Raw genomic sequence first — 23,305 nt, forward strand, 5'->3', positions numbered from 1 at the left:
GGCCAATGGCCTGCGCCGACGGCACCCTGGAGTGATCAATGAATACGCTGTTTATGCACTGTCGGCCGGGCTTTGAAGGCGAAGTCTGTTCGGAAATCGCCGAACACGCCGCGCGCCTGGATGTATCGGGCTACGCCAAGGCGAAGCCGGCCAGTGCCTGTGTCGAATTCATCTGTCATTCGCCCGAAGGGCCCGAGCGCTTGATGCGCGAGCTGCGTTTTGCCGAGCTGATCTTCCCGCGCCAGTGGGCCCGGGGCCGTTTCGTCGAGTTGCCGGAGACCGACCGCATCAGCGTGCTGCTGGCGACCTTGGCCGATTACCCGGTGTTCGGCAGCCTGTGGCTGGAGATCGTCGACACCAACGATGGCAAGGAGCTGTCGACCTTCTGTCGCAAATTCGAAGTGCCGCTGCGCAAGGCGCTGATCAAGGCCGGCCGCCTGCTGGACGATCCGGCCCTGCCGCGTTTGCTGCTGACCTTCAAGACCGGCCGCGAAGTCTTCGTCGGCGTGGCCGAGGCCGACAATCAGGCGATGTGGCCCATGGGCATCCCGCGTTTGAAGTTTCCGCGCGAGGCGCCGAGCCGTTCGACCCTCAAGCTGGAAGAGGCCTGGCATCATTTCATTCCAAGGGAGGAGTGGGACGCGCGTCTGCACAGCGACATGACCGGTGTCGACCTCGGCGCCGCGCCGGGTGGCTGGACCTATCAACTGGTGCGCCGCGGCATGCTGGTCACCGCCATCGATAACGGGCCGATGGCCGAAAGTCTGATGGACACCGGCCTGGTCAAGCACCTGATGACCGACGGCTTCACCTACAAGCCCAAGCCGACGGTAGACTGGATGGTCTGCGACATCGTCGAAAAGCCCGCGCGCAATGCCGCTTTGCTGGAAACCTGGCTGGGCGAGGGACTTTGTCGCGAAGCCGTGGTCAATCTGAAGCTACCCATGAAACAACGTTATGCCGAGGTGCGGCGCTTGCTCGACCGCATCGCAGAAGGCTTCAAGGCCCGCGGCATCAAAGTGGCCATCGGCTGCAAGCAGCTGTACCACGACCGTGAAGAAGTGACGTGCCACCTGCGCCGTCTCGATACGAAAAAGCCTTGATTCAGGAGTTACCCATGTCTGAAGCCCTTAGCGCTGCCACCCCTGTCGACGCGGTGCTCGACGCCAGCGGCCTGAACTGCCCGGAGCCGGTGATGATGCTGCACCAGCACATCCGCGACCTGGCGGGCGGCGGACTGCTCAAAGTGATCGCCACCGACCCGTCGACGCGCCGCGACATCCCCAAGTTCTGCGTGTTTCTGGATCACGAGTTGGTGCATCAGGAAGAGGCGGGTGGGACGTATCTGTACTGGATTCGCAAGAATAACGGGTGAGGTAGTGCGGTGATGCTGATGGCCTCTTCGCCGCCGAACGCGCAACCTTGCTCCCAGAGGTGTAGGGCTCGTGATCTGAGTGCACCGTAGGAGCGAAGCGTGCTCGCGAAGAGGCCCGCAAGCCAAACATCCTGCTCGCTACAACCCCGCTGAACGCCTAAACTGCGGCTCCGCCCAAGGAGCCTGCCATGCTGATCGTTGCTGACGAAAACATCCCTCTGCTGACCGAATTCTTCCAGGGCGCGGGAGAGATACGCCGCCTGCCTGGGCGCAGCATCGACCGCGCCGCGATCGCCGAGGCCGATGTGCTGCTGGTGCGTTCAGTCACCAAGGTGACCCGCGACATACTCGCTGGCAGCCCGGTCAAGTTCGTCGGCACCTGCACCATCGGCACCGATCATCTAGACCTCGAATACTTCAACCAGACCGGCATCCAATGGGCCAGCGCCCCCGGCTGCAACGCCCGTGGTGTGGTGGACTATGTGCTGGGCAGCCTGTTCACCCTGGCCGACCTTGACGGCGCCGACCTCAGCCGCCGTATTTATGGCGTGGTCGGTGCCGGCCAGGTCGGTGGGCGTCTGATCGACGCCTTGCGCGGCCTTGGCTGGGATGTGCGGGTCTGTGATCCACTGCGCGAGCCAGCCGCAGGCGAGGTGCATGTCAGCCTTGACGAGATCCTTGCCGAATGTGACGTGATCAGCCTGCACACGCCGCTGACCCGCAGCGGCCCGGCGCCTACCTGGCATTTGCTCGATGCCGAGCGCCTGGCACGCTTGCGCCCGGGCGCCTGGCTGATCAACGCGGCCCGCGGCCCGATCGTCGATAACCTGGCACTGCGCGCCTTGCTCACCGAGCGCGACGACGTGCAGGCGGTGCTCGACGTCTGGGAGCACGAACCCAGTGTCGACCTGGCTCTGGCCGATCTCTGTGTGCTGGCCACCCCGCACATTGCCGGCTACAGCCTGGACGGTCGGCAGCGGGGCACCGAGCAGATCTATCAGGCCTTTTGTGCCTGGCAGCACCAGGCGCCGGCGCTGCGCCTGGCCGATCTGCTGCCCAACGCCTGGTTGGCGGGCCTGGAGCTGCATGCCGACAGCGACCCGGCGTGGGCCCTGGCGATGGTTTGCCGCGCGGTGTACGACCCGCGCCGTGACGATGCCGATTTTCGCCGCAGCCTCAATGACGACGACGCCCTGCAACGGGCAGCGTTCGATGCATTGCGCAAGCACTACCCGCCACGCCGCGAGATCGACGCTCTCAACGTGCGCATCGAGGGCGAAGCGCCATTGCTGCGTCAGCAGATGCATGCGCTGGGTATCCAGCTGGGCTGAGTCGCGACCCGAAAGTATCGGGCAGAAAAAACCCGGCGAAGGCGCCGGGCTCAGGAATTCTTGTTATTGAAGTGCTTGTGCCTGGCCAATACCTGAGGGTCACTTCCTGGGAGCAACCAGACGTTTTTCCAGCTCCCGACAGGCTTGTTGGACCATGTCTTCGGTGATCGGTACCTCGCGGCCCTGGGCGTCGATGATCGAGCCTCCGACGGCTTGGTGTGGCTGGACGCGTTGGACTGGCAATGTTTCGCTCGGCTGCGATTGCAGGCTCATGGTCTCTCTCCTCATCAGATTGCGCGTAGCGTAAGACCCTGTCATGACCGAGGCATTACAACGGTCACCGACGCTTGCACGTTCTTCACAGGGGGCGGGTACAGCCCTGCAGGCGGCGACGTAGAGCGTTGCCGGGTTGTTCCTGCGCATGGACACTGTTCGGACTGCCCTGCTTTAGCTGACTGACCGCCGCGCACGAAGTTCCGGCAGGGCGCCGCTGTCGCAAACCTTGCGACAGGGTGTAGGCTGGCCGCCCGAACCTGTGCAATGGCGTGGCCATGACCTTACTGACTTCGCGACATCGCCGCGCTCTGCGACTGACTTTGGAGTTTGTCCGGCCTTACCGTTGGCAAACGGTGGGCGCCTTGATTGCCTTGGTCGTCACCGCCGCCATTGCCTTGTCCATGGGGCAAGGCGTGCGCCTGCTGGTCGATCAAGGCTTCGTCACCGGTTCGCCGGAGCGCCTGAACCACGCGATCGAGGTGTTCCTGCTATTGGTGCTGGCGCTGGCAGCTGGCACCTTTACGCGCTTCTATCTGGTGTCGTGGATAGGCGAGCGGGTGGTTGCCGATCTGCGCCGCCGGGTGTTCGATCACCTGATCGATCTGCATCCGGGGTTCTATGAAAGCGCCCGCAGTTCGGAAATCCAGTCGCGGCTGACCGCCGACACGACCTTGCTGCAATCGGTGATCGGCTCGTCGCTGTCGCTATTCCTGCGCAACGCCTTGATGGTCATCGGCGGCATCGTGCTGTTGTTCATCACCAACCCCAAGCTCACCAGCATCGTGGTGATCGCCTTGCCGCTGGTGCTGGCACCGATCCTGATTTTCGGTCGACGCGTACGCGGGTTGTCGCGTCTGAGCCAGGATCGCATCGCCGATGTCGGCAGCTACGTCGCCGAAACCCTGGGCCAGATCAAGACCGTGCAGGCCTACAACCACCAGGCGCTGGACCGGGAGCGCTTCGCTGCCACCGTGGAAGGCGCCTTTGATACGGCCGTCAAACGCATCCTGCAGCGCTCCTGGTTGATCACCTTGGTGATCGTGTTGGTGCTGGGGGCAGTGGCGGTGATGCTCTGGGTGGGCGGCATGGACGTGATGGCCGGACGCATCAGCGGGGGCGAGCTGGCGGCGTTCGTGTTCTATAGTCTGATCGTCGGCACCGCGTTCGGCACCCTCAGTGAAGTGATCGGCGAACTGCAGCGTGCCGCTGGCGCTGCCGAGCGTATCGGTGAACTGCTGCAGGCGCGCAACGAGATCCATGCCCCGGTCAGCGGCCTGCGGCAACTGCCGGCCCGCGTCAGTGGTCGTCTGGAATTGCAGGATGTGCGCTTCGCCTATCCGACCCGGCTCGACAAGCCTGCGGTCGATGGCATCAGCCTGACCGTGGCAGCGGGTGAGACGCTCGCGCTGGTCGGGCCGTCGGGGGCGGGCAAGTCGACCTTGTTCGACTTGCTGCTGCGTTTCTACGATCCACAACAGGGGCAACTGCTGATCGAAGGCGTGCCGCTGCCGACCCTCGATCCCCAGGATCTGCGCCGCCACTTCGCCCTCGTATCGCAGAGCCCGGCGCTGTTTGTCGGCACGGTGGAAGAGAACATTCGTTACGGCCAAGGCAACGCCACCTTGGCGCAGATCGAGCAAGCCGCCCAAGCGGCCCACGCCCATGAGTTCATCCAGCAACTGCCACAGGGCTACCAGACGCTGCTAGGCGAGGGCGGTCAGGGATTGTCCGGCGGCCAACGCCAGCGCTTGGCGATCGCCCGGGCACTGTTGGTGGATGCACCGATTCTGTTGCTTGACGAGGCGACCAGCGCGCTCGATGCGCAAAGCGAATACCTGATTCAGCAAGCCTTGCCCACGCTGATGAAGGGCCGGACCACTCTGGTGATCGCCCATCGGCTTGCCACGGTACAGAATGCCGACCGCATCGCAGTGATCGATCAGGGGCGTCTGGTGGCGGTGGGAACTCATCGGCAGTTGCTGGACAGCAGCGAGCTGTATGCGCGGCTGGCGGCGTTGCAGTTTACAGCGGGGAGCATGCCGGGAGGCTGAAGGCGTCTTCGCGAGCAAGCGTGCTCCCACAGGTTCAAGACGCGAGAACGGGTTGTACTGTGGGAGCAATGCGCGCGCGTAGGGGCCATACGCATCAACCTGACATCACATCAGTCGCGATATTCACACAGGTAGGCGGTATCGACTTCGACTTTCAGCTGGAACTTGCTGTTGGCCGGTACGTTGAACTTGCTGCCCGCCGCGAACACTTCCCAATCATTGCCATCTGGCAGCTTGACGGTCAGGGCCCCGGACACAACATGCATGATTTCACGTTGAGCCGTGCCGAATTCGTATTCACCAGGAGCCATCACGCCGACAGTGGCCGGACCTTCAGCGGTACCGAAAGCGATCGATTTCACGGTGCCATCGAAGTATTCGTTGACTTTGAACATGGGGCATCTCCGGGTAGATGGGCCAAAAGGGTGGCCAGTATGCCCAAGGAGGCTGGGGCCGTCATCCGCTTTTGAACAGGTCCGGCAATGCCAGCGGCAGCAAGCGAGCGGTGTTGCGGGCATCTTCCAGAGCGCGATGCTGCTGCCCGTTGAAGTGCAGGCCAGCCAGTTGCAAGGCGGTATTGAGTCCCGTGGGCCGCTGCAACTTCCGAGCCTTGGCGAAGCGCTGCTTGAGGTTGATATGAGGGACTTTGGCCAGCAGGCTGTCGATCCCGTGCTGTTGCCAGGCCAGCACGAATTGCTGACGATCGTAGTCACCCCAGCTCACCCAGGCTTCGATCTCGCCGGCGAAGCGTTGCAGCCAACGTTCGAAGGTCGGCCAGACCTCCAGCAGTGGCGCCGCCGTATCGATGTTGGCTTGGGAAATGTGCGTCAATTCGCGGCAGAAACTGGTCAGATGCGGCCTTCGCTGTGGCTTCACGAACCGCTGGAAATGATCCAGTTCACGGCCATCGCGGTTGACCAGGCTGGCACCCAGCTCGATGATTTCCATTTCGGCGACCGGCCAGCCTCCCTCATCGGTGGTGGCTTCCAGATCGATAACCAGCCAATACGGCATGGCACACTCCAAGGCGATGGGCTGATGGATCATAAGGCTGCTTGAGCGTAGAGCCTAGCCCCGAGCCGCAGTTCCCTGTGCCAGTTGTGTATCGGGTGTTGTGCCACGCTCCGGAGCGCGGCACTATCGTTCCTGAATCAGTACGGTTGTGGCGTTTTGATATTGTCTGGCGCCATAAAAACGCCTAGATTTAGTGCCCTCACTCTAGCCCAGGTTCCTCTCGTGCAGCTCAGCTCTCTGCGTGTCGCCCAAGTTGCGCTGTTCTGGTTATCCGCGACCTTCTTCAGCCTGCCTGCCGTAGCACAGCAAGAGGTGCGCATCGGGGCCGCGCATTTTCCACCCTATACCGTGCGTCCGGAGGGCGGCGCCGACACCGGATTGCTGCCCGAGATGGTGGCCGCGCTCAATCAATTGCAGAGTGTCTACCACTTCGTCGTGGTGCCGACCGCCTTGCCGCGGCGCTTCCAGGACTTGAAGCAGGGGCGGATCGACCTGGCCATCTTCGAGAACCCGCAATGGGGCTGGCAGGACATCGACCACATCAATGTCGATCTGGGCCTGGAGGATGCCGAAGTGTTCGTGGCGCTGCGCAAGGACGGCCGAGGTCAAGGGTATTTCGACAGCCTGGCCGGCAAGCGTCTGGCGCTGTTCAGTGGTTATCACTACGCCTTTGCCGGTTTCGATGCCGATCCGAGCTGGCTGGCCAGCCACTTCGACGCGACCCTGACCTATTCCCACGGCAGCAACCTGTTGATGGTGCTGCGCGGGCGAGTCGACATCGCGCCCATCACTCGCTCATTCCTGACCGACTACCTGGCGCACAACCCCGAGGCGGCCGACAAGCTGATGATGTCCGAGCGCGTCGACCAGATCTACCACCACTATGCGATCTTGCGCCCGGGCGCTCCGATCAGTGCCGAGGCGCTGCGCGGGTATTTCCAGCAGTTGCATGCCAATGGCGACTTGCAGCGCATATTTCAGCCGTTGCGGATCTCGGTGCTGCCGATGCCGGGCCTGTCGGCCCCGATGACGTCTGTGCCGAAATCGAAGGCTGCCAGCGAATAGCCTTGTTCGTCGACCTGCAACGCCCAGCCTTGCCGATCCCAGTCTCCCAGCACGATGCGGGCAGGTTGGTCGGCCACCGTCAGCTTGTGAATCGCCGGGCGGTGGGTGTGGCCGTGAATCAGGGTGTCGACGCCGTATTGCTGCATGATCCGCGGTACTTCTTCGGCGGTGACATCGACGATGTCGTTGGCTTTCATGCGCGTCTGCGCCTTGCTTTCGCTACGCAGCTTGCGCGCGAGCTTGTGGCGCGTGCGCAGCGGCAGGTGGCGCAATATCCACAAGGTGATGGGATGGCGCAAATAGCGCCGCAGGCGCATATAGGCTTCGTCACGGGTGCACAGGCTGTCGCCGTGCATCAGCAGCACCGGCTGACCGTTGAAGTCGACCCGGGTCGGGTCCTCCAGCAGGGTGCAGCCCGCCGCCTTGCAGAACGCCTTGCCCAACAGAAAGTCGCGGTTGCCGTGCATGAGGAAAATGGTCACGCCGCTGTCCGCCAACGACCGCAGCGCGGCGCAGATGGACCGTTGATAGGGCGTCATGGCGTCGTCGCCGATCCAGGCTTCGAAAAAGTCGCCGAGGATATACAACGCGCTGGCCGCGCGGGCGCGGCCAGCGAGGAAGTCAAGAAACGCCCGGGTAATGTCCGGGCGTTCTTCTTGCAGGTGCAGATCGGAGATCAGCAGTATCACTCAATGATCTCGGCGCTTTCGATGACAACGTCTTCGACTGGAACGTCCTGGTGGCCGTTCTTGCCAGAAGTCTTCACACCCTTGATCGCGTCGACGACCTCAGTGCCTTCGGTGACCTTACCGAACACCGCATAGCCCCAGCCCTGGGTGTTCTTGGCGGTGTGGTTGAGGAAACTGTTGTCGCCAACGTTGATGAAGAACTGCGCCGAGGCCGAATGCGGCTCCATGGTGCGGGCCATGGCGACGGTGTACTTGTTGTTTTCCAGGCCGTTATCGGCTTCGTTCTGGATGCTTGGGCGCTTGTCTTTCTTTTCCTGCATGCCTGGCTCGAAACCGCCGCCCTGGATCATGAAGTTGCCGATGACGCGGTGGAACACGGTGTTGCTGTAATGACCGGCCTTCACGTATTCGATGAAGTTGGCCACGGTGATCGGGGCTTTTTCGGCATTCAGTTCAATGACGATAGCGCCGTGGTTGGTGTTGAGTTTGACTTGAGTCATTGGGAAAATTCGCTCTTGTTGAAGAATTCAGTAGTGCTGACGCGCAGTCTAGCGTTCGGGATACGCTTTTGGCGGCGGTTTTTTCCGCTTGTCGCGCAATAAGGCGTCAGATTGTCGGCCGCGGCCTGTCAGGTGCCGGAGCGCTTGGGCTATGATACGGGCTTTGATTTGGTCGGCCTACCCTGGCCGCGCACTCGCATCGTTCAAGGATCCCATGAGCAAGCCTACTGCCGACACCGCTCCCAACGCCGCCGCCAAGGCCGGCCCTGCCGTCCCGACCAACTTCCTGCGCCCGATCGTGCAGGCTGACCTGGATTCGGGCAAGCACACCGGCATCGTCACGCGTTTTCCGCCTGAGCCCAACGGCTACCTGCACATTGGCCACGCCAAGTCGATCTGCGTCAACTTCGGCCTTGCCCAGGAGTTCGGCGGCCAGTGCAACCTGCGCTTCGACGACACCAACCCGGCCAAGGAAGACCAGGAGTACATCGACTCCATCAAGGCCGACATCCAGTGGCTGGGCTTCCAGTGGGCCGGTGAAGAGCGCTATGCCTCGCAGTATTTCGACCAGTTGCACGACTGGGCGGTCGAGCTGATCAAGGCTGGCCTGGCCTATGTCGACGACCTCACCCCCGAGCAGGCCCGCGAATACCGCGGCAACCTCACCGAGCCTGGCAAGAACAGCCCGTTCCGCGAGCGTTCGGTCGAAGAGAGCCTGGACCTGTTCGCGCGCATGAAGGCCGGCGAATTCGCCGACGGCGCCCGCGTGCTGCGTGCCAAGATCGACATGGCCTCGCCGAACATGAACCTGCGCGACCCGATCCTGTACCGCATCCGTCACGCCCATCACCACCAGACCGGCGACAAGTGGTGCATCTACCCCAACTATGACTTCACCCACGGTCAGTCGGACGCCATCGAAGGCATCACCCATTCGATCTGCACCCTGGAATTCGAAGGCCATCGCCCGCTGTACGACTGGTTCCTCGACAACCTGTCGGTGCCGTCCAAGCCGCGCCAGTACGAGTTCTCGCGCCTCAACCTGAGCTACACCGTGACCAGCAAGCGCAAGCTCAAGCAGTTGGTGGACGAGAAGCACGTCAGCGGTTGGGATGACCCGCGCATGTCCACGCTCAGCGGTTTCCGCCGTCGTGGCTACACGCCTGAGGCGATCCGCAGCTTCTGCGAAATGATCGGCACCAACCGTTCCGACGGCGTGGTGGATTTCGGCATGCTCGAATTCAGCATCCGTGACGACCTCGACCGTAACGCGCCACGCGCCATGTGCGTGCTGCGCCCGCTCAAGGTAGTGATCACCAATTATCCGCAAGGCCAGGTCGAACACCTCGAGCTGCCGCGCCACCCCAAGGAAGACATGGGCGTGCGCGCCTTGCCGTTCGAGCGGGAGATCTATATCGACCGCGACGACTTCATGGAGGAGCCGCCAAAAGGCTACAAGCGCCTCGAGCCGGGCGGTGAAGTGCGCCTGCGTGGCAGCTACGTGATCCGCGCCGACGAGGCCGTCAAGGATGCCGACGGCAACATCATCGAGCTGCGCTGCTCCTACGATCCTGACACCCTGGGCAAGAACCCCGAGGGTCGCAAGGTCAAGGGCGTGATCCACTGGGTGCCGGCCGCCGCCAGCGTCGAGTGCGAAGTGCGCCTGTACGAGCGCCTGTTCCGCTCGCCGAACCCGGAAAAGGCCGCCGAAGGCCAGACTTTCCTGGACAACATCAACCCCGAATCCCTGCTGGTGCTCAGCGGTTGTCGTGCCGAGCCGTCGTTGGCGAACGCCGCGCCGGAAGACCGCTTCCAGTTCGAGCGCGAAGGTTATTTCTGCGCCGACCTGAAAGACTCGCAACCCGGTCGTCCGGTATTCAACCGTACCGTTACCCTGCGTGATTCGTGGGGCCAGAGCTAAGGATCCGTCGTGCTGACCATTTACAACACGCTCACCAAGAGCAAAGAAGTCTTCAAACCGCTGGATGGCAACAAGGTGCGGATGTACGTGTGCGGCATGACCGTGTACGACTTCTGCCACCTGGGCCACGGTCGCAGCATGGTCGCCTTCGATCTGGTCACCCGCTGGCTGCGTTTCAGCGGCTACGAGCTGACGTATGTGCGCAACATCACCGACATCGATGACAAGATCATCAACCGTGCGCGGGACAATGGCGAGACGTTCGACACCCTGACCGCGCGCATGATCGACGCGATGCACGAAGACGAAGCACGCCTCAACATCCTGCCACCGGACCTGGAGCCGCGTGCCACCGATCATATCCCTGGCATGCACGCCATGATCCAGACCCTGGTCGACAAGGACTACGCCTACGCGCCGGGCAACGGCGATGTCTATTACCGGGTCGGCAAGTTCGTCGGCTACGGCAAACTGTCGCGCAAGAAGATTGAAGATTTGCGCATCGGTGCCCGTATCGAGGTCGACGAGGCCAAGCACGATCCGCTGGATTTCGTCCTGTGGAAGGGCGTCAAACCCGGCGAGCCGAGTTGGGAATCGCCTTGGGGCCCTGGGCGTCCGGGCTGGCACATCGAGTGCTCGGTGATGTCGACCTGCTGCCTGGGTGACACCTTCGACATCCACGGCGGAGGCAATGATCTGGAGTTCCCGCATCACGAGAACGAAATCGCCCAGAGCGAGGCGGCCACCGGCAAGCCGTACGCCAACGCCTGGATGCATTGCGGGATGATCCGCATCAATGGCGAGAAGATGTCCAAGTCGTTGAACAACTTCTTCACCATCCGCGACGTGCTGGAAAAGTATCACCCAGAAGTGGTGCGCTACCTGCTGGTATCGAGCCACTATCGCAGCTCGATCAACTATTCCGAGGACAGCCTGAAGGAATCCAAAGGCGCTCTGGAACGCTTCTACCATGCCCTGCGCGGGTTACCCCGTGTAGAGCCGGTCGGCGGGCAGTCGTATATCGAGCGCTTCACTCAGGCGATGAACGACGACTTCGGTACGCCGGAGGCCTGTGCGGTGCTGTTCGACATGGTGCGCGAAATCAATCGTCTGCGCGAGGGCGACGAGGTGGCGGCGGCCGGGCTGGCAGCGCGGTTGCGCGAGCTGGCAGGAGTGCTGGGCGTGTTGCAGATGGATGCCGAGGACTTTCTCAAGGCGGGCGCTGAAGGTCGGGTCGATGCCGAGCAGGTCGAGGCATTGATCGAGGCGCGTCTGGCTGCCCGTGCAGGCAAGAACTGGGCTGAGTCGGACCGGATCCGTGATGAGCTGACTGCATTGGGCGTCGTGCTTGAAGACAGTAAAGGCGGCACGACCTGGCGGTTGGCGGACTGATTCGCAGACACGCGCCTTGGCACTTTGGAAGCGGGCTCTGCCCGCGAAGCTGTTAACGGCTTCGCGGGCAGAGCCCGCTTCGACATAGGCGTGCGTTACTCCGCGTGCAGGGTCTCTGCGGCGTACAAGGTATTTTCCAGCAAGCAGGCGCGGGTCATCGGCCCGACGCCACCCGGTACGGGCGTGATCCAGCCAGCACGGGGCAGGGCGGTTTCGTACACCACGTCACCGACCAGCTTGCCGTCGGCCTGACGATTGATGCCGACGTCGATCACGATCGCGCCTTCCTTGATCCATTCCCCCTTGACCAGCCCCGGCTTGCCGGCAGCGACCACCACCAGGTCGGCGCGTCCGACATGGCCGGCCAGGTCCTGGGTGAAGCGGTGCGTCACGGTGACGGTGCAGCCCGCCAGCAGCAGTTCCATGGCCATCGGCCGACCGACGATGTTGGAGGCACCCACCACCACGGCGTTCATCCCGTACAGATCCTGACCGGTGCTCGCCAGCAGGGTCATGATGCCTTTGGGTGTGCATGGGCGCAGCAGTGGAATGCGCTGCGCCAGGCGGCCGACGTTGTAAGGATGGAAACCATCGACGTCTTTGTCCGGGCGGATGCGTTCGAGCAGCAACGAGGCATCCAGATGGGCTGGCAGCGGCAGTTGCAGCAGGATGCCATCTATATTGGCGTCATCGTTGAGGCGGTCGATCAGTTCGGTCAGGGCCTGCTGAGTCGTCTCGCTGGGCAGGTCGTATGCCTGGGACAGGAAACCGACCTCTTCGCAATCCTTGCGCTTGTGCGACACGTAGACCTGAGAGGCTGGGTCGGTGCCCACCAGTATCACTGCCAGGCCCGGAGTGCGCAGCCCTTGCTGGCGGCGCTCGTCGACACGATGAGCGATCTGCTGGCGCAGGCTGGCGGCGATTGCCTTGCCGTCGATAAGTAGTGCAGTCATGACGCGTGATTAACCATGAAGAGGGAGAAAAATGTGCGCGCATTCTCGCATGTCACAGGCCGAGGGCAAAGGCGCTTGGTCTGCATATTCCGCTAACCCCTTAAATAAAATCAGTTTTTTTTAAAAAAGAGTTGACGACCTTTCGGCTCGCCTATAACATTCGTCGCACTTGTCGGGCAGGGCCTAGCACTGGTTAAACAGGTCGACAGGGTTGAGGCTTCAACAGCTCGATCAGGTTTGCTAAAGCTCTTGATTTTCGCTCTTCGGAACGTCTATCAAATAAGCGCCCGTAGCTCAGCTGGATAGAGCATCCGCCTTCTAAGCGGATGGTCGCAGGTTCGAGTCCTGCCGGGTGCGCCATTAGGCAGCTTTGGCACAGGTAAATGCAATATGGTGGGCGTAGCTCAGTTGGTAGAGCACAGGATTGTGACTCCTGTTGTCGTGGGTTCGATCCCCATCGTCCACCCCATATTCGAAAAGAAGGCGCCTGATTTTAACGAATCCGGCGCCTTTGTTTTAAAAGCTTTACCGCGGATGTGGTGGAATTGGTAGACACACTGGATTTAGGTTCCAGCGCCGAAAGGTGTGAGAGTTCGAGTCTCTCCGTCCGCACCAGTCAGTAGAAAGCAAGCCCCGAATTCCTGAGGCCTCACGGCTCCAAGATCGGGGCTTTTTTTCGCCTTGATTTCGGGTCTGTGAGAAGGGATGCATATGAAGACGCTATGGATCGTAGCGCGCTCCATCAGGCACAGAAGCCCCGCCAAGCTGCGTTCCACCAATCTGCAGTAGGCCGAACGCTTCGCTGATGCCTTGGCCTGACTTCGGGCGGGGCGCAGATACACAGATCATGAAAAAACCCGCCGAGGCGGGTTTTTTTTTGGGGGTGGATTGGGTCAGATCCAGATAAAAAACGCGATCAGCACTGCCACCACTGCCCATTTCTCCAGGTAATAGCGTGTGCGATTGGTCTTTTTCATGGCCTTGCCGCGCAGGCGCACTTTATAGATACGGCTGAACAGGCGGTTGATTGCGCCGGTGCTGTCCTCGCTTGAGTTCGGCGCTGCCGCCGCCGACATCACATTGCGGCTGAACCAGCGATTGAAAGCGGCCGCCCAGCGGTATTTCAGGGGGCGCTCGATGTCGCAGAACAGGATCAGGCGATTGCGATCGGTGGTGTTCTCGGCGTAATGAATGTAAGTCTCATCGAACATCACCGCCTCGCCATCGCGCCAGTAATAGCTTTCGCCATCGACATTGATATGGCAGCCCGGATCGTTCGGCGTGTCCAGTCCGAGATGATAGCGATAAGAGCCTGCGTAGGGGTCCCGATGTCGGACCAGGCGCGAGCCTGGCGGCAGTTCGGCGAACATCGCCGCCTTTACTGAGCCAATCTGCTGTAGCAGTTCGGTGGTGCGCGGGCATAGTTTGGTCGCTGAAGGATGATGGTCGCCGTACCATTTCAGGTAGAAACGCTTCCAGCCAGTTTTGAAGAACGAGTTGAAGCCAACGTCGTTGAACTGGTCGGAGCGCTTGATTTCCCCCTGGCGCATGAGCGCCAGGCCTTCAGCGCGGATTTCTTCCCAGTGCGTCTGCAGCGGGGCGAGATCAGGAAAGTCCGCTGTGCTCAGGTACGGCCGGTTGGGCAGCCGCGAGAACAGATAAAGGAAGCTGTTGACTGGGGCGAGCACGGTGGAGTGGTCACTTAGCTGACGGCTCAGTTTGTGCCTGACGCGCCCACGCAAATGGATGTAGGCGACCGACAGAACGAAGGCGATGACAATAATGGCTTTCATGTGAGATTCGGGCTGTAGCCGTCCTGAGGCAGGAAACATCGAGAAAGAGCGCTGAATGTGTGGCCGTAAGCGGATGTTTTGCCGCGGCGCGGACATCAGGTCTGAGTAGTGTTGCCTTTTGGACGATATCAAAATCGCCCGGTTGCGCGCCAGCCGTCAAACCGTAAGGTAGCTTTACTGCTTGTGTAACAATGACTTGGCGCAAGGAATGGGCCTTGGGGGTGGGTGTTTCAGGTGTTTTTGCTTGAGCGTCACGGTCGTCCAGGCGCTCGCCGGAGTCGTCTTTGTCGGGCAGGGTGACTTCTTGCGATTGACCCACTAGAATGCTTGCCCTTGATCTGGGGTCGGAAATGGCCGGCTAACGTCTGTGCAACGAGGAAAATCCATGCAAGTTTCTGTTGAAAACACTTCCGCTCTCGAGCGCCGCATGACCATTGGCGTGCCTGCCGAGCGCATTGAGGCCGAAGTCAACAAGCGTCTGCAACAGACCGCCCGCAATGCAAAAATCGCGGGCTTTCGTCCTGGCAAGGTGCCAATGAGCGTCATCCGTCAGCGCTATGAGGCCGACGCACGCCAGGAAGCATTGGGTAATGTCATCCAGGCTTCGTTCTATGAAGCCGTAGTCGAGCAGAAGCTGAACCCGGCTGGCGCTCCTGCGGTAGAGCCAAAAGTATTCGAAAAAGGCAAGGACCTGGAATACATCGCGACTTTCGAAGTCTTCCCTGAGTTCGCGGTCGCCGGTTTTGAAGCCATCAGCGTCGAGCGCCTGAGCGCCGAAGTGAAAGATGCCGACCTCGACAACATGCTCGAGATCCTGCGCAAGCAGAACGTCCGTTATGAAGCGGTCGACCGTGCTGCTGCCAACGACGACCAGGTCACCATCGACTTCGTCGGCAAGGTTGACGGCGAAGCTTTCGCTGGCGGTTCCGCTACCGGCACTCAGCTGGTACTGGGTTCGGGCCGCATGATCCCTGGCTTCGAAGACGGCCTGGTCGGCGCCAAGGCCGGTGAAGAGCGCGTTCTGAACCTGACCTTCCCGGAAAACTACCAGAACCTCGACCTGGCCAACAAAGCCGCCGAGTTCACCGTGACCGTCACCGCCGTGGCCGCTCCGACCCTGCCTGAACTGAACGAAGCCTTCTTCAATCAGTTCGGCATCAAGGAAACCGGTATCGACGGCTTCCGCACCGAAGTTCGCAAGAACATGGAGCGCGAGCTGCGCCAGGCGATCAAGACCAAGGTCAAGAACCAGGTCATGGACGGTCTGGTCGAGGGTAACCCGATCGAAGTGCCCAAGGCGCTGCTGTCCAACGAAGTCGATCGTCTGCGCGTGCAGGCCGTTCAGCAGTTCGGTGGCAACATCAAGCCTGACCAACTGCCGGCCGAGCTGTTCGAAGAGCAAGCCAAGCGCCGTGTGGTGCTGGGCCTGATCGTCGCCGAGGTGGTCAAGCAGCACGACCTCAAGCCTGACGAAGCCCGCGTTCGCGAGCTGATCCAGGAAATGGCCTCTGCCTACCAGGAGCCAGAGCAGGTTGTAGCCTGGTACTACAAAAATGACCAGCAGCTGAACGAAGTGCGTTCGGTTGTGCTGGAAGAGCAAGTTGTGGATACTGTTCTGCAGAAGGCTAAGGTGACCGATAACGCGGTCTCTTACGAAGAAGCGGTCAAACCGGCTGAAGCAGCACAAGCCGACTGATCGTTCCACTCGTTTGAAAATACACCCATAAGCCAGCCTCGCGCTGGCTTATGCGTATTCAAGACATGACTATTTGGGAGTAACTGCAGAGCATGTTCCGTAATTCGTATATTCAGCAGAACTCTGATACCCAGGCCGCTGGCGGCCTGGTCCCGATGGTTGTCGAGCAATCTGCTCGTGGCGAACGCGCCTATGACATCTACTCGCGCCTCCTCAAGGAGCGAGTGATCTTTCTGGTTGGTCCGGTAGAGGACTACATGGCCAACCTGATCTGCGCGCAACTGCTGTTCCTTGAAGCGGAAAACCCGGACAAGGACATCCATCTTTACATCAACTCCCCGGGTGGTTCGGTGACCGCAGGCATGTCGATCTACGACACCATGCAGTTCATCAAGCCAAACGTGTCGACCACATGTATCGGCCAAGCGTGCAGCATGGGTGCGTTCCTGCTCACTGCCGGTGCCGAAGGCAAGCGTTACTGCCTGCCAAACTCGCGCGTGATGATTCACCAGCCACTGGGCGGTTTCCAGGGGCAGGCGTCGGATATCGAAATCCATGCCAAGGAAATCCTCTTCATTCGCGAGCGCCTGAACAAGCTGATGGCCAAGCACAGCGGGAAAACCCTCGAAGAAATCGAGCGCGATACCAACCGCGACAATTTCATGAGTGCCGAAGCTGCCCGTGATTACGGCTTGATCGACGAAGTGATCGAAAAGCGCCCTGCTTAACTCAAGCAGCTCAAAATAGGGCCGGTCGGCGAGTCTGACCGCCAGCGGGCTTGAAAAAGCTCGCAATAGCCTTCATCTTGTGTTGCAAGCCTATCGGATTTGGATCGAACGAATGACTGACACCCGCAACGGCGAGGACAACGGCAAGCTGCTCTATTGCTCCTTCTGTGGCAAAAGCCAGCATGAAGTGCGCAAATTGATTGCCGGCCCCTCCGTCTTTATCTGCGACGAGTGCGTCGACCTGTGCAACGACATCATCCGCGAGGAGGTGCAAGAAGCCCAGGCAGAGAGCAGCGCGCACAAATTGCCGTCCCCCAAGGAAATCAGCGGCATCCTCGACCAGTATGTGATCGGTCAGGAGCGCGCGAAGAAGGTCCTGGCGGTGGCTGTCTACAACCACTACAAGCGCCTCAACCAGCGTGACAAGAAGAACGACGACGTCGAGCTTGGCAAGAGCAACATCCTGCTGATCGGACCTACCGGTTCGGGCAAGACGCTCCTGGCTGAAACCCTCGCTCGTCTGCTCAACGTGCCATTCACCATCGCTGACGCCACCACGCTTACCGAAGCGGGTTATGTCGGCGAGGACGTCGAGAACATCATTCAGAAGCTGCTGCAGAAGTGCGACTACGATGTCGAGAAGGCCCAGATGGGTATCGTCTACATCGACGAGATCGACAAGATCTCGCGCAAATCGGACAACCCGTCCATCACCCGCGATGTATCGGGCGAAGGCGTGCAGCAGGCGTTGCTCAAGTTGATCGAAGGGACCGTGGCTTCCGTGCCTCCACAAGGCGGTCGCAAACACCCTCAGCAGGAATTCCTGCAGGTCGATACCCGTAACATCTTGTTCATTTGCGGTGGCGCCTTCTCGGGCCTCGAAAAGGTCATCCAGAATCGCTCCACCAAGGGCGGCATCGGCTTCGGCGCCGAAGTCCGCAGCAAGGAGGAGGGCAAGAAGGTGGGCGAGTCCCTGCGTGAAGTCGAGCCTGACGATTTGGTCAAGTTCGGTCTGATCCCGGAATTCGTCGGCCGTTTGCCGGTACTGGCGACTTTGGACGAACTCGATGAGGCTGCGTTGATGCAGATTCTTACCGAGCCGAAAAATGCCCTGACCAAGCAGTACAGCAAGCTGTTCGAAATGGAAGGTGTCGACCTCGAGTTTCGTACCGATGCACTCAAGTCCGTGGCTCGCCGCGCGCTCGAGCGCAAGACCGGTGCACGTGGCCTGCGCTCGATTCTCGAAGGTGTGCTGCTCGACACCATGTACGAGATTCCTTCGCAGACCGACGTCAGCAAGGTGGTGATCGACGAAAGCGTGATTGCCGGTACCTCCAAGCCGTTGCTTATCTACGAAAACAGCGAGCCGCCTGCCAAGGCAGCACCTGACGCATAACCTGCGGTACAGCGTGGAAAACAGAAGGGGCCTTCGGGCCCCTTTCTTTTTCCTGAGCCCAGCGCTTGTTTTTTTTGGGGCATGCCCCCACATTGGTTTCAGACCCAATTCCATCTGTGTGCGGCCCATGGCCGCTGAAGAGGCGAAATCATGAAGACAACCATTGAATTGCCTCTCTTGCCGTTGCGTGATGTCGTGGTATATCCGCATATGGTTATCCCGCTGTTCGTGGGGCGCGAGAAGTCGATCGAGGCTCTGGAAGCCGCGATGACAGGCGAGAAGCAGATCTTGCTGCTGGCACAGCGCAATCCTGCGGACGATGATCCGGGTGAAGACGCACTGTATCGTGTGGGTACCATCGCTACTGTCCTGCAGTTGCTCAAGCTGCCCGATGGCACCGTCAAGGTGCTGGTCGAAGGCGAGCAGCGCGGTACCGTCGAGCGTTACATGGAGGTAGACGGCCATTGCCGCGCCGAAGTGGCGCTGATCGACGAGACCGTTGCCGCTGACCGCGAGTCCGAAGTTTTTGTACGCAGCCTGCTCTCGCAGTTCGAGCAGTATGTGCAGCTGGGCAAGAAAGTCCCGGCGGAAGTCCTGTCCTCCCTCAACAGCATCGATGAGCCGGGTCGCCTGGTCGACACCATGGCTGCGCACATGGCGCTGAAGATCGAGCAGAAGCAGGAAATCCTCGAAATTATCGATCTGCCCGCCCGGGTAGAGCACGTCCTGGCGTTGCTGGATGGCGAGATCGACCTGTTGCAGGTCGAAAAACGCATTCGCGGTCGGGTCAAGAAGCAAATGGAGCGAAGCCAGCGCGAGTACTACCTGAATGAGCAGATGAAGGCCATTCAGAAAGAACTCGGCGACAGCGACGAAGGGCACAACGAAGTCGAAGAGCTGAAAAAGCGCATCGATGCCGCTGGCCTGCCCAAGGACGCTCTGACCAAGGCCAATGCAGAGCTGAACAAGCTCAAGCAGATGTCGCCGATGTCGGCTGAAGCCACCGTGGTACGTACCTATATCGACTGGCTGGTGCAGGTGCCGTGGAAAGCGCAGAGCAAGGTGCGCCTGGACCTGGCCCGCGCCGAAGAGATCCTCGATGCCGACCACTACGGTCTGGAAGAGGTGAAGGAACGTATCCTCGAATACCTCGCCGTGCAAAAGCGCGTGAAAAAGATTCGCGGCCCGGTGCTGTGCCTGGTCGGTCCTCCTGGTGTGGGTAAAACCTCCCTGGCGGAGTCGATCGCCAGCGCCACCAATCGTAAATTCGTGCGCATGGCCCTGGGTGGTGTGCGTGATGAAGCTGAAATTCGTGGCCATCGCCGGACCTACATCGGTTCGATGCCAGGAAGATTGATTCAAAAGATGACCAAAGTAGGCGTCCGCAACCCGCTGTTCCTGCTCGACGAGATCGACAAGATGGGCAGCGACATGCGCGGCGATCCGGCGTCGGCGTTGCTGGAGGTGCTCGACCCCGAGCAGAACCACAACTTCAACGACCACTACCTCGAGGTCGACTACGACCTGTCCGACGTGATGTTCCTGTGCACCTCGAACTCCATGAACATCCCGCCTGCGCTGCTGGACCGCATGGAAGTGATTCGCCTGCCGGGCTACACCGAAGACGAAAAGATCAACATCGCCACCAAGTACCTGTCGCCCAAGCAGATTCAGACCAACGGCCTGAAAAAGGGCGAGCTGGAGATCGAGGTCGAGGCGATTCGCGACATCATCCGCTACTACACCCGTGAAGCCGGTGTACGTGGGCTGGAGCGGCAGATCGCCAAGGTGTGCCGCAAAGTCGTCAAGGAGCACTCCAATACCAAGAAGTTCTCCGTGGTCGTTGGTGCCGATTCGCTCGAAGCGTTGCTCGGTGTGCGCAAATTCCGCTACGGCCTGGCCGAACAGCAGGATCAGATCGGCCAAGTGACTGGCCTGGCCTGGACTCAGGTCGGTGGCGAATTGCTCACCATCGAGTCCGCCGTAGTGCCCGGCAAGGGGCAGTTGATCAAGACCGGTTCGCTGGGCGACGTGATGGTCGAATCCATCACCGCCGCGCTCACTGTGGTCCGCAGTCGTGCCCGTAGCCTGGGCATCCCTGCAGACTTCCACGAGAAGCGCGACGTGCACATCCATATGCCGGAAGGGGCGACGCCCAAAGACGGCCCTAGCGCGGGCGTGGGCATGTGCACGGCCCTGGTGTCGGCCCTTACCCAGATCCCTGTACGCGCCGATGTCGCCATGACGGGTGAAATCACTTTGCGCGGGCAGGTACTGGCAATCGGTGGATTGAAGGAAAAACTTCTCGCGGCGCATCGCGGTGGCATCAAGACCGTGATCATTCCGGAAGAGAACGTGCGTGACTTGAAAGAGATTCCGGACAACATCAAGCAGGATCTTCAGATCAAACCCGTTAAATGGATTGACGAAGTCCTGCAAATTGCGCTGCAATACGCGCCGGAGCCCTTGCCCGATGTGGCTCCCGAGATAGTTGCAAAGGATGAAAAGCGCGATTCTGATGCCAAGGAAAGGATCAGTACGCACTAGCACGCATTTGTCCGGGAGGCTTCCTTGACAGATTTTTAGAGCCCTTGATATAAAGCGGCTCTTTTTGTGTCGGGGAGTCCGCCCGGCACCCGGTTTTTCTGTGTCGAATACATACTTAGAAATAACTTAATAGAGATATAAGGGGACTTAGAGTGAACAAGTCGGAACTGATTGATGCTATCGCTGCATCCGCTGATATCCCGAAAGCTGCTGCCGGCCGTGCGCTGGATGCAGTCATCGAATCCGTCACTGGCGCCCTGAAAGGTGGCGACTCGGTGGTTCTGGTCGGCTTCGGTACTTTCTCTGTAACTGATCGCCCAGCCCGTACCGGCCGCAATCCACAGACCGGTAAGACACTGGAAATCCCTGCGGCCAAAAAGCCAGGCTTCAAAGCCGGTAAAGCACTCAAAGAAGCCGTCAACTAAGCTTCTTCATCGCCTTGCCTGGCTAGGGCGGGAGTAATCCCGTCCTGGCAGCGGAGCGGTAGGCCGGTGGATCGCGAGATCCAGCCGGACACCGAGGTTCGCAGGTTGAACCCATCCGCTTCGCCAGTTACGAGAAGGCGCATCCTCGGATGCGCCTTTCTTCTATCCGGATTCTACCCACGCTCCGCGGTTGGTAATTGTGCACGACCGTTTCTGGGGGACGCATGCTGCAAAACATCAGGGACAATTCACAAGGCTGGATTGCCAAAACTATCATTGGTGTCATCGTCTGCCTGATGGCATTGACGGGCTTCGATGCCATCTTCCGCGCCACCAGTCATAGCGACGATGCCGCGAAGGTCAACGGCGACGAGATCAGCACCGCCGACCTGAACCAGGCGATAGAAATGCAACGGCGCCAGCTGCTGCAACAACTGGGCAAGGATTTCGATCCGGCGATGCTGGACGACAAGATGCTGCGCGAATCGGCTCTCAAGGGCTTGATCGATCGCAAGCTGCTGTTGCAGGGTGCCTCTGATTCCAAGTTTGCCTTCTCCGAAGCGGCTATTGACCAGGTCATGCTGCAAACGCCGGAATTTCAGGTCGATGGCAAATTCAGCCCTGACCGCTTCGATCAAGTGATCAAGCAAATGGGCTTCGGGCGTCTGCAATTCCGTCAGATGCTGGCCGACGAGATGCTCATTGGTCAATTGCGCGCCGGTCTGGCGGGCAGCAGCTTCGTGACCGATGATCAGGTGCTGGCGTTCGCCCGTCTGGAAAAACAGACCCGCGATTTCGCTTCCCTGACCTTCAAGGCAGATCCGGCGACCGCCAAGGTCACCGATGACGAAATCAAGGCGCAGTACGATCAGCACACCAAGCAGTTCATGAGCCCCGATCAAGTGGTGCTGGACTACGTGGAGCTGAAGAAGTCGGCGTTCTTCGATCAGGTCAAGGTCGACAACGACGCGTTGCAGGCGTTGTACCAGAAAGAAACCGCCAACCTTGCCGAACAGCGCCGAGCCGCGCACATCCTTATCGAAGTCAACGCCAAGACGACCGATGCCCAGGCCAAAGCCAAGATCGAAGAGATTCAGGCGCGCCTGGCCAAGGGCGAAGATTTCGCTGCGCTGGCCAAGGAGTTCTCGCAGGATCCAGGTTCGGCGAAGAACGGCGGCGATCTGGGCTACGCCGGTGAAGGTGTCTACGATCCTGCATTCGAGACGTCGCTGTATGCGCTCAAGCAGGGCGAGGTCTCGGCCCCGGTCAAGACTCAGTTCGGCTGGCACTTGATCAAGTTGCTGGGCGTGCAGGCTCCTGATGTACCGACATTCGCCAGCCTCAAGGACAAGCTCACCAACGAGCTGAAATCCCAGCAGGTCGAACAGCTGTACGTCGATGCCAGCAAGAAGCTTCAGGACTCCGCTTATGAGGCTTCCGACCTGGCGAAGCCTGCTTCGGACCTCGGCTTGAAGGTGCAGACTTCGCAACCGGTAGGGCGTGAGGGCGGTACGGAAGGCATTACTGCCAGCCGTCAGGTGATGCAGGCGGCGTTCAGCCAGGAAGTCCTGGATGAAGGCGCTAACAGCGCCGCGATCGAGCTCGATCCGGAAACCACCGTAGTGGTGCGCGTCAAGGAGCACCGCAAGCCTGAGCAACTGCCATTGACCGCAGTGGCCGATGGTATTCGTTCCGAGCTGGCCAAGCAGCACGCCACCGAGGCACTCAAAGCCAAGAGCGAAGCGCTGATTGCCGGCCTGCGCGACGGCAAGATCGCATCGACTGCGGCTCAGGAGGGTCAGTCCTGGAAAGTGATCGAAGCGGCTAGCCGCAGTCAGGACGGTATCGACCCGGTAGAGCTGCAAGCCGTGTTCCGCATGGTCAAGCCCACTGACAAGGACAAGCCTGTGTACAGCAGCGTGACCTTGTCGGACGGCAGTGTCGTGGTATTGCGCCTCAACGGCGTCAATCAGGGCGCGGCGCCTTCGGATGAAGAGAAAGCCTCTTATCGTCGCTTCCTCGCTTCCCGTGCCGGCCAGGAGGACTTTGCCGCCTACCGCAAGCTGCTGGAAGCCAAAGCTGACGTGAAGCGCTACTAAGCGCAGTCAGCGGCAAACAAAAAAACCGCCGGGTGTGAACCCGGCGGTTTTTTT

20 protein-coding genes and 3 tRNA genes are annotated in these 23,305 nt (G+C 60.3%); 16 read left to right on the plus strand and 7 right to left on the minus strand.

Translation table 11 applies throughout. The features are described 5' to 3' along the window. Window positions 1-38 precede the first annotated feature (38 nt). From rlmM to pdxB, 3 genes are all read left to right on the plus strand, one after another. Complete coding sequence (rlmM, locus tag REH34_RS22945; protein WP_311969261.1) at window positions 39-1,103, plus strand: 23S rRNA (cytidine(2498)-2'-O)-methyltransferase RlmM; 1,065 nt, start codon at window positions 39-41, stop codon at window positions 1,101-1,103. Between the two features lie 14 nt (window positions 1,104-1,117). Continuing rightward, window positions 1,118-1,375 (plus strand): sulfurtransferase TusA, encoded by a 258-nt coding sequence (tusA, locus tag REH34_RS22950; protein WP_226503540.1) that lies wholly within the window; start codon window positions 1,118-1,120, stop codon window positions 1,373-1,375. Between the two features lie 188 nt (window positions 1,376-1,563). Further along, the gene (pdxB, locus tag REH34_RS22955; protein WP_311969262.1) at window positions 1,564-2,706 is read left to right on the plus strand and encodes a 4-phosphoerythronate dehydrogenase PdxB; all 1,143 of its coding nucleotides are present in this window, start codon (window positions 1,564-1,566) and stop codon (window positions 2,704-2,706) included. A gap of 99 nt (window positions 2,707-2,805) precedes the next feature. Here pdxB and REH34_RS22960 read toward each other — a convergent pair whose 3' ends face one another. Beyond that, window positions 2,806-2,979 carry a PA1571 family protein gene (locus REH34_RS22960; protein WP_311969263.1) on the minus strand — a complete coding sequence of 58 codons (174 nt, stop codon included), beginning with the start codon at window positions 2,977-2,979 and terminating at the stop codon, window positions 2,806-2,808. Window positions 2,980-3,257: 278 nt separating this feature from the next. On the opposite strand from REH34_RS22960, the gene REH34_RS22965 reads away from it, so the two are divergent. Beyond that, on the plus strand, window positions 3,258-5,033 hold the full coding sequence (locus REH34_RS22965) for an ABC transporter transmembrane domain-containing protein (RefSeq protein ID WP_311969264.1): 1,776 nt from the start codon (window positions 3,258-3,260) through the stop codon (window positions 5,031-5,033). 110 nt (window positions 5,034-5,143) lie between these two features. Here the strand turns inward: REH34_RS22965 and REH34_RS22970 are convergent, their stop codons facing one another. Continuing rightward, complete coding sequence (locus tag REH34_RS22970) at window positions 5,144-5,428, minus strand: pyrimidine/purine nucleoside phosphorylase (protein WP_226503544.1); 285 nt, start codon at window positions 5,426-5,428, stop codon at window positions 5,144-5,146. Window positions 5,429-5,489: 61 nt separating this feature from the next. Then, the gene (locus REH34_RS22975; RefSeq protein ID WP_226503545.1) at window positions 5,490-6,047 is read right to left on the minus strand and encodes an exonuclease domain-containing protein; all 558 of its coding nucleotides are present in this window, start codon (window positions 6,045-6,047) and stop codon (window positions 5,490-5,492) included. 222 nt (window positions 6,048-6,269) lie between these two features. On the opposite strand from REH34_RS22975, the gene REH34_RS22980 reads away from it, so the two are divergent. After that, window positions 6,270-7,112: a substrate-binding periplasmic protein gene (locus REH34_RS22980; RefSeq protein ID WP_409373163.1), complete on the plus strand. Its 843-nt coding sequence runs from the start codon at window positions 6,270-6,272 to the stop codon at window positions 7,110-7,112. On the opposite strand, the gene lpxH is transcribed toward REH34_RS22980, so the two are convergent. Further along, window positions 7,025-7,801, minus strand: a complete 777-nt coding sequence (lpxH, locus tag REH34_RS22985) for a UDP-2,3-diacylglucosamine diphosphatase (protein WP_311969265.1) — start codon at window positions 7,799-7,801, stop codon at window positions 7,025-7,027. The genes REH34_RS22980 and lpxH overlap by 88 nt on opposite strands. After that, on the minus strand, window positions 7,798-8,301 hold the full coding sequence (locus REH34_RS22990) for a peptidylprolyl isomerase (protein ID WP_226503547.1): 504 nt from the start codon (window positions 8,299-8,301) through the stop codon (window positions 7,798-7,800). The genes lpxH and REH34_RS22990 overlap by 4 nt, the downstream gene beginning before the upstream one ends. Window positions 8,302-8,515: 214 nt before the next feature. On the opposite strand from REH34_RS22990, the gene REH34_RS22995 reads away from it, so the two are divergent. Both REH34_RS22995 and cysS read left to right on the plus strand, forming a co-directional pair. Continuing rightward, entirely contained in the window at window positions 8,516-10,222 is a 1,707-nt protein-coding gene (locus REH34_RS22995) for a glutamine--tRNA ligase/YqeY domain fusion protein (RefSeq protein ID WP_311969266.1), read from the plus strand. A 9-nt stretch (window positions 10,223-10,231) separates the two neighbouring features. Further along, entirely contained in the window at window positions 10,232-11,614 is a 1,383-nt protein-coding gene (gene cysS, locus REH34_RS23000; RefSeq protein WP_311969267.1) for a cysteine--tRNA ligase, read from the plus strand. Window positions 11,615-11,709: 95 nt separating this feature from the next. Here cysS and folD read toward each other — a convergent pair whose 3' ends face one another. Beyond that, the gene (gene folD, locus REH34_RS23005) at window positions 11,710-12,567 is read right to left on the minus strand and encodes a bifunctional methylenetetrahydrofolate dehydrogenase/methenyltetrahydrofolate cyclohydrolase FolD (RefSeq protein ID WP_311969268.1); all 858 of its coding nucleotides are present in this window, start codon (window positions 12,565-12,567) and stop codon (window positions 11,710-11,712) included. Between the two features lie 283 nt (window positions 12,568-12,850). Here folD and REH34_RS23010 point away from each other — a divergent pair. The 3 genes from REH34_RS23010 (at window position 12,851) to REH34_RS23020 (ending at window position 13,182) form a co-directional block, all read left to right on the plus strand. After that, window positions 12,851-12,927 (plus strand) — tRNA-Arg (locus tag REH34_RS23010). 33 nt (window positions 12,928-12,960) lie between these two features. After that, a tRNA-His gene (locus REH34_RS23015) sits at window positions 12,961-13,036 on the plus strand. A 61-nt stretch (window positions 13,037-13,097) separates the two neighbouring features. Next, window positions 13,098-13,182, plus strand: a tRNA-Leu gene (locus REH34_RS23020). Window positions 13,183-13,460: 278 nt separating this feature from the next. Here REH34_RS23020 and lpxO read toward each other — a convergent pair. Beyond that, window positions 13,461-14,360 carry a lipid A hydroxylase LpxO gene (gene lpxO / locus REH34_RS23025; protein ID WP_311972140.1) on the minus strand — a complete coding sequence of 300 codons (900 nt, stop codon included), beginning with the start codon at window positions 14,358-14,360 and terminating at the stop codon, window positions 13,461-13,463. A 385-nt stretch (window positions 14,361-14,745) separates the two neighbouring features. On the opposite strand from lpxO, the gene tig reads away from it, so the two are divergent. The 6 genes from tig to REH34_RS23055 all read left to right on the plus strand — a co-directional run bounded on the left by tig (window position 14,746) and on the right by REH34_RS23055 (window position 23,251). Further along, on the plus strand, window positions 14,746-16,056 hold the full coding sequence (gene tig, locus REH34_RS23030) for a trigger factor (protein WP_226503552.1): 1,311 nt from the start codon (window positions 14,746-14,748) through the stop codon (window positions 16,054-16,056). 92 nt (window positions 16,057-16,148) lie between these two features. Next, on the plus strand, window positions 16,149-16,784 hold the full coding sequence (gene clpP, locus REH34_RS23035; RefSeq protein ID WP_226503553.1) for an ATP-dependent Clp endopeptidase proteolytic subunit ClpP: 636 nt from the start codon (window positions 16,149-16,151) through the stop codon (window positions 16,782-16,784). A gap of 112 nt (window positions 16,785-16,896) precedes the next feature. Beyond that, the gene (clpX, locus tag REH34_RS23040) at window positions 16,897-18,180 is read left to right on the plus strand and encodes an ATP-dependent Clp protease ATP-binding subunit ClpX (RefSeq protein ID WP_226503554.1); all 1,284 of its coding nucleotides are present in this window, start codon (window positions 16,897-16,899) and stop codon (window positions 18,178-18,180) included. 150 nt (window positions 18,181-18,330) lie between these two features. Further along, complete coding sequence (gene lon / locus REH34_RS23045) at window positions 18,331-20,727, plus strand: endopeptidase La (RefSeq protein WP_226503555.1); 2,397 nt, start codon at window positions 18,331-18,333, stop codon at window positions 20,725-20,727. A gap of 152 nt (window positions 20,728-20,879) precedes the next feature. Next, window positions 20,880-21,152, plus strand: a complete 273-nt coding sequence (locus tag REH34_RS23050) for an HU family DNA-binding protein (RefSeq protein WP_065986445.1) — start codon at window positions 20,880-20,882, stop codon at window positions 21,150-21,152. A 224-nt stretch (window positions 21,153-21,376) separates the two neighbouring features. Beyond that, window positions 21,377-23,251 carry a SurA N-terminal domain-containing protein gene (locus tag REH34_RS23055; protein WP_311969269.1) on the plus strand — a complete coding sequence of 625 codons (1,875 nt, stop codon included), beginning with the start codon at window positions 21,377-21,379 and terminating at the stop codon, window positions 23,249-23,251. Window positions 23,252-23,305: the final 54 nt, after the last annotated feature.

Source organism: Pseudomonas baltica (genome assembly GCF_031880315.1).
GTDB lineage: Bacteria > Pseudomonadota > Gammaproteobacteria > Pseudomonadales > Pseudomonadaceae > Aquipseudomonas.